The sequence below is a fragment of the Tenacibaculum aestuarii genome (genome assembly GCF_964510395.1).
GTDB lineage: Bacteria > Bacteroidota > Bacteroidia > Flavobacteriales > Flavobacteriaceae > Polaribacter > Polaribacter aestuarii.
The window spans coordinates 127474-141066 of record NZ_CAZEFY010000002.1; the positions used below are offsets into that span (position 1 = coordinate 127474).

At 28.2% G+C, this 13593-nt stretch carries 15 protein-coding genes; 4 read left to right on the forward strand and 11 right to left on the reverse strand.

The features are described from left to right. Window positions 1-101: 101 nt before the first annotated feature. Together ACKTSU_RS05905 and ACKTSU_RS05910 are read right to left on the reverse strand one after the other, a co-directional pair. Window positions 102-599 carry an MORN repeat-containing protein gene (locus tag ACKTSU_RS05905; protein WP_408035489.1) on the reverse strand — a complete coding sequence of 166 codons (498 nt, stop codon included), beginning with the start codon at window positions 597-599 and terminating at the stop codon, window positions 102-104. Continuing rightward, complete coding sequence (locus ACKTSU_RS05910) at window positions 569-940, reverse strand: MORN repeat-containing protein (protein ID WP_408035448.1); 372 nt, start codon at window positions 938-940, stop codon at window positions 569-571. The genes ACKTSU_RS05905 and ACKTSU_RS05910 overlap by 31 nt, the downstream gene beginning before the upstream one ends. A gap of 483 nt (window positions 941-1423) precedes the next feature. Between ACKTSU_RS05910 and ACKTSU_RS05915 the strand changes: the two genes are divergently transcribed. From ACKTSU_RS05915 to ACKTSU_RS05930, 4 genes are all read left to right on the forward strand, one after another. Then, window positions 1424-1909: a hypothetical protein gene (locus ACKTSU_RS05915; protein WP_408035449.1), complete on the forward strand. Its 486-nt coding sequence runs from the start codon at window positions 1424-1426 to the stop codon at window positions 1907-1909. 320 nt (window positions 1910-2229) lie between these two features. Further along, window positions 2230-2451: a type II toxin-antitoxin system Y4mF family antitoxin gene (locus ACKTSU_RS05920; RefSeq protein WP_173360303.1), complete on the forward strand. Its 222-nt coding sequence runs from the start codon at window positions 2230-2232 to the stop codon at window positions 2449-2451. Then, window positions 2438-2770 (forward strand): HipA N-terminal domain-containing protein, encoded by a 333-nt coding sequence (locus tag ACKTSU_RS05925; protein ID WP_408035450.1) that lies wholly within the window; start codon window positions 2438-2440, stop codon window positions 2768-2770. Before ACKTSU_RS05920 ends, ACKTSU_RS05925 begins: the two co-directional genes overlap by 14 nt. Continuing rightward, window positions 2757-3695, forward strand: a complete 939-nt coding sequence (locus ACKTSU_RS05930) for a HipA domain-containing protein (protein ID WP_408035451.1) — start codon at window positions 2757-2759, stop codon at window positions 3693-3695. The genes ACKTSU_RS05925 and ACKTSU_RS05930 overlap by 14 nt, the downstream gene beginning before the upstream one ends. Window positions 3696-3728: 33 nt before the next feature. Here the strand turns inward: ACKTSU_RS05930 and ACKTSU_RS05935 are convergent, their stop codons facing one another. From ACKTSU_RS05935 to ACKTSU_RS05975, 9 genes are all read right to left on the reverse strand, one after another. Next, window positions 3729-4289 carry a hypothetical protein gene (locus ACKTSU_RS05935; RefSeq protein ID WP_408035452.1) on the reverse strand — a complete coding sequence of 187 codons (561 nt, stop codon included), beginning with the start codon at window positions 4287-4289 and terminating at the stop codon, window positions 3729-3731. Between the two features lie 85 nt (window positions 4290-4374). Continuing rightward, window positions 4375-4938 (reverse strand): hypothetical protein, encoded by a 564-nt coding sequence (locus ACKTSU_RS05940; RefSeq protein WP_408035453.1) that lies wholly within the window; start codon window positions 4936-4938, stop codon window positions 4375-4377. Window position 4939: 1 nt separating this feature from the next. Continuing rightward, window positions 4940-5845, reverse strand: a complete 906-nt coding sequence (locus tag ACKTSU_RS05945; RefSeq protein ID WP_408035454.1) for a helix-turn-helix transcriptional regulator — start codon at window positions 5843-5845, stop codon at window positions 4940-4942. Window positions 5846-5848: 3 nt separating this feature from the next. Then, window positions 5849-7018, reverse strand: coding sequence for a PD-(D/E)XK nuclease family protein (locus ACKTSU_RS05950; RefSeq protein WP_408035455.1), 1170 nt, complete (start codon window positions 7016-7018; stop codon window positions 5849-5851). After that, on the reverse strand, window positions 7018-7602 hold the full coding sequence (locus ACKTSU_RS05955; RefSeq protein ID WP_408035456.1) for a YqiA/YcfP family alpha/beta fold hydrolase: 585 nt from the start codon (window positions 7600-7602) through the stop codon (window positions 7018-7020). Before ACKTSU_RS05955 ends, ACKTSU_RS05950 begins: the two co-directional genes overlap by 1 nt. Beyond that, on the reverse strand, window positions 7589-8062 hold the full coding sequence (locus ACKTSU_RS05960) for a 5' nucleotidase, NT5C type (RefSeq protein WP_408035457.1): 474 nt from the start codon (window positions 8060-8062) through the stop codon (window positions 7589-7591). Before ACKTSU_RS05960 ends, ACKTSU_RS05955 begins: the two co-directional genes overlap by 14 nt. Window positions 8063-8122: 60 nt before the next feature. Next, a complete protein-coding gene (locus tag ACKTSU_RS05965) occupies window positions 8123-10081 on the reverse strand; it encodes a DUF2779 domain-containing protein (RefSeq protein ID WP_408035458.1) in 1959 nt (652 codons plus the stop codon). Between the two features lie 95 nt (window positions 10082-10176). Beyond that, window positions 10177-12117, reverse strand: a complete 1941-nt coding sequence (locus tag ACKTSU_RS05970; RefSeq protein ID WP_408035459.1) for a DUF262 domain-containing protein — start codon at window positions 12115-12117, stop codon at window positions 10177-10179. Next, window positions 12110-13561 (reverse strand): DUF262 domain-containing protein, encoded by a 1452-nt coding sequence (locus ACKTSU_RS05975; RefSeq protein ID WP_408035460.1) that lies wholly within the window; start codon window positions 13559-13561, stop codon window positions 12110-12112. Before ACKTSU_RS05975 ends, ACKTSU_RS05970 begins: the two co-directional genes overlap by 8 nt. Window positions 13562-13593 lie beyond the last annotated feature (32 nt).

Consider the following 13593-nt stretch of genomic DNA (forward strand, 5'->3'; position numbering starts at 1 on the left):
ACTGCTTATGATTGCGAATATTTTTAAGGTATTCTTGTTTGGTGTATTTATTAAACGGTTTTTCTAATTTCATTTTTTAAAACTACGGGTTTTTGCAAAGTTTAATTTTCTACAGTTTTTCCATTTATGTCATATAATGTTCCATTAAAGAACAATCCATCTTTAAAACTTCCTTCGTATTTATTTCCGTTTACGTAATATAAGTTTCCTTGACCATTTCTTGTACCATCTTTATAGTATCCTTCATACTTGTCTCCATTAGCCCAGTAAAAGGTTCCATAGCCATAATACTTGTCATCTTTAAAATTTCCTTCATATTTACTTCCATTAGTATAATAAAAAGTACCATATCCATTATACTCACTATTTTTAAGGTTTCCTTCGTATAGTTTGCTTCCATCGGGATTATAAAAAGTGGCATAACCATTTACTTTACTATCTTTCCAGTAACCAACAATTTTTCCTCCACTTTTTACATAAAAAGTTCCTTCTCCATTATATTTTTTGTCTTTAATATTTCCTTCGTATAGTTTGCTTCCATCTGGCTTGTATATTGTAGCAAAACCATTTACTTCATCGTCTTTCCAGTAACCAACAATTTTCCCTCCGCTTTTTGTATAAAAAGTTCCTTCGCCATTTTTTTACCATCTTTAATATTTCCTTCGTATATCTTACTTCCATCTGATTTGTATATGGTAGTAAAACCATTTGAATTATCATCTTTCCAGTAGCCAACAATTTTTCTTCCACTTTTTGTATAAAAAGTTCCTTCACCATACCTTTTACCATCTTTCCAATTTCCTTCGTATTTATCTCCATTAGTATAAAAAAAAGTTCCTTCGCCATTTATACAGTTACCAGAAAAACACCCAGTTTCTTGAGCAAATGTTAAAGTAAACGTTGTAATATAGATTGTAAATGTTAAAATTGTTTTTTTCATAATGTTTTAATAAATAAAATAACCAGTAAGCTTTTTCATACTACTCTTCAACTTTAATACACATAGTTTGTCTACAAAAGAGGCATAACTTTTTTGTTTATAATTAAGTTAAACACAATAGTAACCAAACGTTTGAGGTGGGCAACATTGTATTTAGGTTGCGAAGATTTTAAAAGTACAAAATAATAGTTATAAACTGTATAATTAATTTTTTATAGTTGAGTAAAAATTATTTATGTTTTGTGTAAGTAAATTATTTTATAGAAAAGATCATAAATAAGAAGAAGTACTGATTTTAATATGTTTTTTTGAATATTTGTTTTTGTAGTAATTACTTTCCGATACAGAAAGTAATAATCCCAGTAAAATCAATGTATACAGACAATTGAGATGGAGTAAAGGTGGAAGACTTTGTTTTCTTTTGATTGATTTTTGAAGATATTTCTTATTCAAAAATTTGTATCTTAACCCTAAAAAAATAAAATGCTAAACCAGTTTCACTTCGAAGAATTTATAGAGAATAGAGAGATGCACATGGATTATTATACTGTAATGGAACAGTATAATGAAACAGAATTGTTAAATGAGATTTTACATTTTATGGATATAGCTTTTCCTGAATGGAAATCAAATAAAGGAATAGGAACTTGGGCAGGAGAATTCGTACTGTCAATTATTGAAAACAATGAATATTTAGATGATAGAGATGAATATACATTTAAAGAAATGTTGACTAATTTATATATAGAATTAGCTGATAGGTATTCGGATATGCAAGTAGAATATAGTTTTGCTTTTGATGACAGACTTATAAGTCAGTTTAATTTTGATAAAGAATTTGAATTAAAGGAAAATGAACATTTATCTTTTGAAGAGTATTCGGTTTTTTATGATATGCTATTTTTAGAATATAAAAATGAAAAGCTAGAAAAAGTTACTTACAATTTTAAAGATGATTTAATTTATTAATTACTATTTCTTTTTGGTAATTTATAAGTTAACAATTATAATATTAGTTTTCTCTTTTATTACATAATAGATAAATTATTTAATACTGTTGCACAAGCTTCATTTTCTTCACAATCATAGATAAACTCAATGAAACCAAGTGATTGTTGTGTTGTTTTTGTGCAAAGTTTGTGCAAGGTTTTACACAACTAACCAATTTTTAATAAGTTGATTCTATTTTATTGTATGCTTTTGCATATAATAATTCGTTTTTGTTTATTTTTATATGTTATTACATATAATTTAGTATATTTGGATATAATTATATTCAATTACATATAATGAACAGTTTGTCAGAGTTTGTTAAAGAACGCAGAAAAGAAGTCGATTTAACCCAAGAAGAGTTTGCTGAAAGAGCAGGAGTTGCGCTAACAGTTATTCGTAAAATAGAGCAAGGAAAAACAAATTTAAACCTTGAAAAAGTAAATCAAGTTTTAAAAATGTTTGGTCATGTTTTAATGCCAGTAAGTCTAAAAGAAATAAAAGATAATGAGGCAAGCTAAAATTTTTTATGATAGTATTTTTTGTGGAGTTTTAACCGAAACTAACGATGGAGATTTTACATTTCAATATCAAGAAGATTATGTAAAGAATTATCCTAATCAGTTTATAACGTTTACAATGCCAGTAACCAATAAAATATATAAAGAGAATCGATTGTTTCCTTTTTTTGAGGGGTTGATTCCTGAAGGATGGCTGTTAGATATTGCTTCTAAAAACTGGAAGATAAATAAAAATGATAGAATGGGGTTGTTATTGGCTTGCTGCCATAATTGTATAGGAGCTGTAAGTGTTGAACCAATAGAGAATGACAATGAGTAAATGTTTGTATTGTTATAAAGAAGTAAGTGAGGTAGAAGACTTTCATTTAAAATGTAGTAAAGAGTTTTTTGGTAGTGATCACCCCCCAAAAATAACTTATACTTTAGATGAAATGTCTGATTTAGCTAAAGCTGTAGTTGAAAGAAGTGTTTCTGTTCCTGGTGTTCAGCCTAAACTATCAATGTCAATTCTTAACGAAAATAGTGTTGATAAACGATTAACAGTTGTCGGTGCTTTAGGAGGAAACTATATTTTTAAACCACCTTCGTTAGATTATCCTGAAATGCCAGAAAATGAACACGTAACAATGAAAATGGCAACATTATTTAATATAGATGTTGTTCCGCATTCTTTGATACGATTAGCTTCAGGAGAATTATCATATATAACTAAAAGAATTGATAGAGGAGTAAGTGGCGATAAAATCCACATGATTGATATGTTTCAAATTACAGAAGCATTTGATAAGTATAAAGGCTCTATGGAACGTGTTGCTAAGGCAGTAAATAACTATGCAGAAAATACACTTTTAGATAAACTTCGTTTGTTTGAATTAACAATTTTTTCTTACATAACAGGAAATAATGATATGCACTTAAAAAACTTTTCAATGATTAAAATCGCCTATGGTTGGGCGTTATCTCCTGCGTATGATTTATTGAATGTTTCTATTGCAAATCCTGATGATACTGAAGAGCTAGCATTAACGATAGCAGGAAAAAAGAAAAAATTGTCAAAACAGCACTTTATAGATTTTGGGCTTAGTTTAGATCTTAATGAAAAACAAATTAAAGGTGTTTTTAAACGATTTAAAAAGTTATTACCAAAAGCAGTAGTGCTTATTAATAGCTCATTTTTATCTAAAGAAATGCAAGAGAAGTATAACAGTGTATTAAAAACTAAATCAGATATACTCTTAAGTTAAAAAGACAGATTGTATAATAAATGAAATATGTAGTTAAATAACTACAATTTCCCGATGCCTAATTAAATAATCGTCTTTTACTTTTTCAAAGTTTTTGTTTTGATAAGAAGTATTGACAAGTAATGGTTTTTCAGTAAATACAGAGGTTAATAGAGTAAAGGTTACGTTATCTATATCAAAACTACTAGAATCAAATTTATAGGTGCCGATGCATCCAGTAACTAGCTCTTTTAGGTAAATTCCTTTATCAAAAAAACTAATTGGAGTATTTAAATTTTCAACATTATATAAAGGGAAAAGAGTAGTAGAGTTTAGGAGTTCGTTAAACAGAATTTTCGCTATTTTTTTTCTTTCAAACCAAATTTCAATTTTCCAAGGCGAGAGAGGAAGTAGCCCTCCAAATGAATCTACTATAAGATCATCTATCGATTGTACATCCGAATGTAATTTATAAAAAAAGTATGCGTCTAATAAAGCTTCTTTTAGAGGAAGCTTCATTTTAGCAGCAATTAATTTATAGGTTTCTATTGAAGCTTTACTAGATTCTAAATAATGTACAAAACACCCTTCTCCAAATAATTTTAAAGTAATCATCTATTGAATTACATATATTTTTAACTGGATAAATTATAATGAAGTTATGTCGAAGTGTGTCGTAGTAAAAAAAGAAATAAATATTTTAATGTTTGCATAAAATAGGAAAACCGTTTTCGGCTCTCCAAGCATTTTCTATGGCGGTTCTACCAATGTTTTTAAGAATTAAATTTCTAATAACGCTTTTATCTATTTCAGGGATTTTTAGATTGTCAATCATTTCTGTAGTGAAATAACGAACTGTTATAGTGTGATTTTGTAGAATAGGGTAGGCGTTAATTCCTAAAGCACCAGTACCATCATTTTGTAAATAAAAATGATTTCGTAACCTACTTACTATTTTTTTGGCGTGCCCATTATAAAAGTATGTTTTATTGATTAACTCTTCATGGAAAATCTTTTTATTATTACCTGCTGTTTTATAGAATAAAGATCCTTTTTTTCTTTGGTTTTCAGGGTGTAGTTTTGATAAGTACTCAAAATCTAAATCAGTTTTTATCCAATACCAGCCTTCTACATTTTTTAAATTCCTTTCAGCCTCATCTATCAACCAATTTTGAGTGAATATTTCATCGGTGTAAATGTCTTTTTTAATAATAATTTCATTAACGTTATCATATATTGTTTTTGCAATTTTTGAAAGATTCATATTAGTTATAATTGTTAAGGGTTTTGGTTAAAACTTGTTTCATTTCATCTCTTAATGCTGTAGGTTTTAAAACTTCTACTTGGTCAATAAGCATTAAAAGGCGTTGTTTAAGTTCGTAGTTTATTTTTATCCAAAGTCTAATGGTTAACTCTTTATCATTATCAATGAGGATTTCTTGTGAGTGATGTAACGGTAGAGTTTTAATGTATTTACCTTGAAAAGGAGTAAATTTTAACACAACTTCTTGAATGTTTTCTTCAGGATAGATAACTCCAATTATTGAAGAAAATAAACTTTGAGGATGAAGTTCTTGATTTCTAACAAACACTTCAGTTGTTAGTGTTAGGTTAGATATTCTATCAATACCAAATGTTCTAAAGTTAGTGTTGTCTTTTTCTTGTAAACCTATAACGTACCAACGATTGAGGTATTCTTTGAGTAGGTAAGGATAGAGCTTTCTTTCCTTGTAGTTACCTTGATCGAAGTTATAGTGAGTAAACGTAACTACTTTTTGTTCTTTTATTGCTTGAAGTAATATTTTTAGGTTGCTAATTCCTTTTAGAGTACCATCATTATCAAAAGAGATATATTCAAGTGTTTTTTTACTGTCTTTAATACTTTCAGTAATTAATTCAGCAGTATTGGCAATTTCTAAGAAACGTAAAAAAGAATTGAATTGAATACTACTTTCTTTGTCAATAAAATATCCTTTTTTTTCTTGGTCATAAGTTATTTCAATACCAAACTCATCTCTTATTTGTTCTATATTACGTTGCAACGTTCTTGTAGATATTTCAAATCCATGATCAAACAAATAGGTTTCAATTTCTTTAAGAGTAGGGTATAAGCCTCTATTAATTCTTTCAATAATTAACGTATAGCGTTTTATCGTTCCTTGTCTAGACATTTTCTATAGGTTTTCATCTATTAATTTTTTTGATTTTTGAATGATAGAAAATATTTTGTTTGTGTCTGAAATCTTTAATTTTCTATCCATTTCCTGAGTAAGACAATAGGCATTTCTCGATTTTGAGTTTTTGAGTTCTACACCTAAATTTTCCGCGAGATGTGATATTTTTTCTCTAGGTTTCTTTGTTGTTTTATCAAAGCGGAATATTATCTTCACCACATCTCTTCTTATTGAAGCAGTAAAAATTTCTATAATAATTCCTTTATAGGGTATATTTAATTTAGGGAATCGAGGGCTGCTTAAATCTATTTTAGAAATATTTAGATCACTATTTAAAGTTAAAAGGTTATCCCTTAAATTATTTAGTTTTTCATTAATATTTGTTTCTTCATTTAGTTCAATAAAACGGTTAGTATAACTACCATCATTTTTACCTCTTTCTTTCTTTTCTTCTTTTATAGATTTAAAATTGTTATTAATGAATTGGATAAATGCTTTAATGGTATGTTTTGAATACTCATTTAAAGGATCAATTTCATAGTTAGCTTCTTTGATTAATATCTCTTGAAGTAATTTTTTTATAGAATTGTTTTCGTCATCATTATTATTCCAGTGTAAGTGAGTTTTATTTTGAATTTTAATTGTGTTAGTATCAAATTCATTATTGAATTTAATCGTTTCTGGGGTAATATAAATTGAATGTATATTGTCAATATTAAAATCAGGTTTAATTTCAGAAAATTGATCCTTAAAAGCCAAAAATTGATTAGAAAGTTGTCCTTTAGTAGGCTCTCCTTTAATTTTATTTTCTATTAAAAAGACTGATTTGATTTCTTTATTGTTAGAAATGAAGTCAGACATTACAGACATTGATTTACCCTCATTTTTAGTTTCATAGCACACTATACAAATATCAATAGCTTCTGATTTGTTATTGTTGGTTTCTTTAAATTTTTGTTCAAAAAAAACTTGATAATCATATTGATAAGGTTTGAAATCTGTCTCGTCTGAGGTGTTTTTTTCTGATAAAACTTCTTCTAAAAATAAATTTAAAAATTCATATCCAATACCATGGTCAGCGTTTGGATCTAATAAATACCCTAAAAAAGCAGATACATTTGTTTCACTAACTGTTCCATGACCGTTTGCTAAAATTTTAAATATATTCATTATTGATTAAGGTTATTACTTGTTGTATTTTCTTTTAAATGTTTTACTACTAAAGATATATCTTGAAATCGGTGATCTTGTTGTTCTTTGAAAATATTTAGCGGTTTTTGTAAAGATAATAAGTCGTTTGTAAATTCTTTATAATCTAAAACTTCATCATTAGTTCCGATATAGAAATTAATTACAGCTAAGGGTACATTTTTAATCTCAGGTTGTACCTCTTTTAACCCTTCTATAAATTCTTTATTCACTTTAAATTTTTCAGAGGTTTTAAAGTTTTCTAAAGTTTCACCTAGATGTTTTTTTAACGTGATATATGGCTTATACGATGGATTTATTAAATAGTAATCTTTCTGTTTGAAGAATTGCGAAAGTATTAGTCCGTAATATCCACCAAGAGAAGTTCCAATAATCGATAGTATGCTCTCTTCTTTAATTAAGTTTTCAAGCGTTAAAAGATCTTCTTTGACGTTGTTTTTTAACTGCGGACAAAATACTGTGTATCCTTCATTTTGAAGAGTTGTTACTTTTTTGCCCTTACCACTGTTAAATCCATGTATGTATAAAACATTATTTAAAGCCATCTTGAATGTTTTCTTTATTACATAAATAAGTAATTACATCTATCCAGTTTTCATGCTTGCTCTGTCCAAAATGGATGTGCTCACCTTTAAATTTATCAGCACCATTTGCAAGTCTATCATCTATTAAATAGTCTCCTGAATTTAAGTGTTTATTATGTGATAGAATAAGTCGTTTATATCCAACTTCAGGAAAATATTTTTGAATCCATAACAACTTATCACTCCAAGCAGAAGGGTTTTCCCATGGGGCTGTTGAAAGAAAAAAGACGTCAAAATGTAGAGCCAAAAAGTTCACCGATCTAACAGCATCCAATTTTGGATTCATTAATGAAAAAATTCCATGGATTTCATCTTCATTTCCTTGGTATTGTTCTAAAACCCCTTCCTCTATTTTAGGAAAAGCAGAAGGAAAGTCTACAACGACATTATCCATGTCTATAAAAATTATTTTTTTACTCATTCTTAAATGTTTTAGTAAAATATATTATGATGTAACGACAAAGCATGTCGTAGAGAAATGTTAATTTATAACTTCCATAAAATACTCGTAAATCATTACCATAGCCAAGGTGTCAAGTTCACAATATTTTAAAAGTCCTTTTTTAATCTCGTTACGCTCTTTACTGCTCATTTCTTGATACTGTAACTTAGCGTAGGCTACTAAAGCAGCACCACCGTTAGCAATTTCATCAAGTTCTGAAATAGTTTGCTCTAATTGTTCGTCTGTCCAATTATTAAACAGAGGAGGAAGTATTTTGTATGGATTGATTATTTGATTTTCTTCCATTTTTAAGAAGGTAAAATCATCTGGGAAATTTTTACTGGTTAAGTTAATGTCTTTAATAGGTTTACTGTACTTATTTTGTAAAAATGTACTAGAGTTTAAAGCAGCTGGTAAAACGCTTTTAATGGAGTTTGATCCTTTAGTATAAGGGTCGTAGTAATAGTCTTTTACCACTTTCCATAAATCAATCATATCTCTTTCACCAGACCATGTAGATGAACTGTTTCCTGTGTTATGAGATATTGATTTAATAAATTCAAGTAATTCTTCTGTATCAGGTTCATTGCTATTTAAAAGTTGTTTGTAAATAGCATTAACTATAGTGTTTTCATGATTGTGATATCTGAAAATACTTCCGTTATTACTTTCTAGAGATTTTTTTAAGGCTCTTATAAAATCAAAATTAGGAAACTCTCCAGGCGAGGTGTTTAGGTATTCTGAAGAATGTTCTATGCGACCATCTTCATACACTACATGATGTGAAAATTGAAAGGCTGTTTGCTCGTAAGGAGTTCTTCCTTTTGTGAATGGAATTGCCACAGCAGAAGTTTCGAAATCAATAAAGTTTAAAGGGTACACCCAAGAATTTATTTCATCTCTTAACCCTTCAATTTCTATGTATGGAGTAGTGTCATTATTGTTTTCTTTTTCTATTTGAATAAGTTGTCTTTCTGAAGTAGATATTTTTCCTGCTTCTAGCTTTAAACTCAAGTCATTTTCGGTAAGTTGATGCATAAAGAACTTCTCTTCTTCATTCATTAATTTTTTGCTACCTCTAAAATTATTTACTTCATAAGTTTTTGGGCTATCTATTTTAGTTTCAGAAAGGTTTAATTGATGTGTCCAGCACTCATGAAAACCACTTTTTTGTGATGGAGTAGGAGTAGTATGAAATTCACACCCTTTACAATGATGTCCAATGGGAGTGAAAATTTTTATATCCATTTTATAATGATGTAAATAAAAATTTACTAGCTCTTCAAAAGACTTATCTGGATTTAGTGGATTATTTGTATGAATGTGTTCAATCTCTTGATTAATATCTATATAAGCTAGTATAGGCTCACCTAAATCATCAATTGTTAAACTATCAGGTTTAATAATTCCTGTTCTTAAATCTGAGTTTTGAGTAATTCTAAAAAGTTGGTTTAATCCATTAACGGAAGCTACTGCATCTTTATTTGCTAGGTTTAGTTCACATGATATTTTCCAATCAGGATAGCAAAGTTGCATAACATATTTTTGAAATGCTACGTCGTATAAATAAGATGTCCAACCGCCCATCCCTCCACTTTTGTTAAGAAAAGAGTTGTGACTAGTAGCGTTTATAGATTTAGCTTTTACTTCAATTAATCGAATGTTGTTTCCTTGTTTGTGTAAAATATCTACCCTAATAAATAGATCGTTTATTAAAAATGCAGCTTCAAAAATGGTAATATTTTCTTGTAGAAGTAACTCTTGAGTTTTATCTGCTAAACTTTGATAGTTCCAATCTTCACCTAATATAGCAATTCCATCAGGAAAATACATTCTAGCTAGCTCTTCTACTTGAAATCCACCTTGTGCCAAACTTTCTAAGAAAGGATCACTGTCTTGGATGTTTTCATACTCACTTTTTTTTGTGTAATATAATTTTGTAGGACAATCTAAAGCCTGTTTAAATCTAGATTTTGTTAGTAGTCTTTGTTTTTTCATAACAAGTAAAATTTATGAGTACTAATTAAATTATTACTAACGACGATCTATGTCGTAGTTTCTTTATATTTAAATATGGAATTATATAATTCTATTTAAAAGAAAGTTTTTTCATAATGCATTTTTAATAGGTTAATCATTTCTGATTTATGTTCTTCAATTTCTTTAGGTGTCCATTGATTAGATTGAAAGATGTAGAAAGACTTTAATGTATCATAAGTATGTTTTTTCTCTCCAAACATAGATTTTTTAACACTCACAGATTTATTACTATACTCAGAATTTTGTGCAACGCTTAATAAAACTAAGTTACCAAAGCAATGTAGGTGCTTATTTTCAATTTCCGGGTGTTGTATCCTATTTTCAGGATTTTGTGGATAAATATGTTCAACAGAGTTTCTAGAAGTTATTCTATAATTTTTAAAATTTTTCTCTTCTCTATCTTTCCAGTTTTTCCATAGTATATATTCTAATTTTTGAAACCAATAATGTTTAAAGCCTGTTCCTAAATGCATGTTAAAGTATTCAATATCTAATCTTTGTTGTGTAAACTCATTAGTTTTTAAATACTCAAAAGAAAGCTCCTTTTCACTTTTTCCTCCTCTTGTAGAAATTATATTATCCATTTTTTCTAAATATTCTAAATGACTATTATTTGTAGGAGCTACATTGTCAAAATCTTGTAGTAAATAATTTAAATAGGGAGTTAGCCAATATTGTCTCAAATAATCACCAGTAAAATACAACATACTTTGTAGCATAAGATTACTAGAAGGTTCGTATTTAGTTCTAGAATAATATCCATCAGTATTTGAGTTAATATTCATAAGCTCAAGTTGCTCAGTCTTGTTTTCAATATTAGTAACCCATTTTATAATATAAATGTCAAAAACAAAACGAACCTTCCAAAGCAGTTTAAAAAAACGTTTTATTTCTTCTGTATTATTTCTTTTAATCATTTCGTTAAAAATGGCAATACAGTTTTTACTATGAAACTCTTCCGGAAAGTCTGTTTTTCCTTCTTTAAATAAATGAATACGGTAGGTGTGTAGTAGTAACTGACTAAAGTTAATAATTGAACGACAATAAACTTCATTTTCGTTAATTTCTTCAGTTTGGTTACTTTTTATGTCTGTATTAATATTTACAGTTTCATAATCATGTTCTAATAAATCATCAATACTAAATATATCTTTTGGATTTGTTACAATAACATCTTCATTATGTTGAAACAAATTATCATTAAAATCAAAAGGTTTTTTAAAATTAAACGATTTCCAATTCGGAAAAGCTTGTCGAACATTTCTTTCAAAATAGTTATTCATGTTTTCACAACTCTCCCATATTCTGCTAAATTTAATTTTTTCATCTTTTATAAGATTTAATAAACGAGCTTTAATAATGTCGGTTTGTTCTAATTGAATTCCAGCACTGTTAATAGTAGTAAATAGCTTGTTTAAATCTGTATTTGTAGGGGTGGTATTTTTTACCAGTTTTACATTCGTATATATGTAATTACCAAATTCATTTAAATTGTAGTCTTCTGATAATTGTAAAAAATACCCTTTTATTGTTGATAATGCTTCAGCTATATTTTCAAGATAAGGATGTTTTTTTATAAAGTGTTCATTTAAGAATTTACTAGTACTTTCTTTTTTAAGTAAAGCTTTGAGATAATTTTTAATTTCGTCTCGAATTTCAAAAGAAAGTCTCAATTCATCTCCTTTTTTTAAAAAAGTACTAATTTCTGAATTGTTTGAAGTCATTTCAGATAAAACTAAAGCTATCAACCAAAGAGTGGTAAAACGTTGCTGTCCATCAATTAGTTCAGCTTTATCACCAACTTCTTTTGTAAGAAAAGTACTGATGTAGTAAATACTTTCTTTATTTGTAGTGAAAGAAAGTAAAACATCGTCTAAAAGCTTTTTTATTTGTTCCTCGCCCCAAACATAAGGTCTTTGATAGGTAGGAATTATAAAACTATAATTATTTAAAGTACTTAGGCTTACAATTTTTGTAGTGAATTTATTAAGCATAGTTAGTCTTTATTTTAGAGTGAATTCCTTTTAATAAATCTTTGTCAAATTGATTTAAATTAGTGGTGTAATATGATATTGTATTTATGGTATTTTTACCAAAATAGGCTTTAATACAGTTAATATGACGTCCCTTAGCATAATTTTCCTCCATATTGTTAGGGTTCAACTCATACTTGTATTTAGTTAAATGATTAAATAATTGCTGTGGTGTATAAGATTCCACTATATGATTGATAATCATAGTTTCACGAGCATATTTAAAAATACTTTTTTCAACTACATTTCTATTCATTGTTAATCGCATTGAATATATTGCTCTGAATAACCATAAGCTAGCTTCAAATAGTTTGTAAAAACCAAATCGACTAACATAACACATAAGCACTATTTGGTAAAATTCCTTTAAAAACACGGAGCCACAATTTTTATCGATTAAAGCTTCACGAAGCTCATAAAATTCTTGAGAGGCTCTATGGTCATTTTGTTCAAATAAAATTTGATATAAATCAATGTACTCTGTAATATAGTCAAGTGTGTTGTTTCCGTCAGATAAAGGTTGTCTTATTTGTTTATAGTCGCTCTCTTGTAATTGATACTTTTTGTCTCCTTCATTTTTTATTACGCTATAGTGATACGATAGATTTTCATCATCGTTATGTGTAAGAAGCGTAAACTCTTCTATTAAGGATTGTTTTAGTTCTCTTTTATTTCTAAATGAAGGGAAATCTCTCCACAATTTGCTATCCCAATACCTTGCTTTGGTTAGTAATGCCGTTATGCTTTCTACTTTATTACTTGAGATTGCTTCCCATTTGCGAGCCTGAAAGTTTACTATGCGATTATCTTGTATGGCTCTTAAATGATGAGCTTTAATTATATGACTTCCTTTTAGACGAACTCCACCGGTGTTTTGCGTTTCAAAAAATGTATAGGCTAAGTCTTCTGTATTAGTTACGACAAGAGTGATGTTGATTTTAGTAAAATCTAAGTGTATTAAAGATTCTTCATCATTCAGTTGTTTTAGGTACTGATAATTTGCTTTAATATTGCGAATACTTATTCCAGAGGTATAGTTAATACCACTTTTTTTATGTGGAGCAATAATCTTTCTTAAAATTAAAGCGGTGGTAAGGCGTTGCTGACCATCAATAATATTAAGTTTTTGATCATTTTGATGTAAGATAATGCTTCCTAGATAATACATAGGTTTATCATCTTCTTGCTTATTTAGATGTTCTCTCCAGCCTCCTAAAATTTGATTGATTTGTTTTTGTTGCCAAACATAAGGTCTTTGATATTCTGGAATACTTAACTTGCCAGACAAACCTTTTACTTGGTCTGTAAATAAATCTTCGAGTGTGCAGCTATATACTCTTACATCTGCATTAACTATTATGTTTTTTTGTTCTTCTATAGCACTTTCAATTAACACGCTTTCCATCTATACATATTTTTTATTTTTCTATTACGACA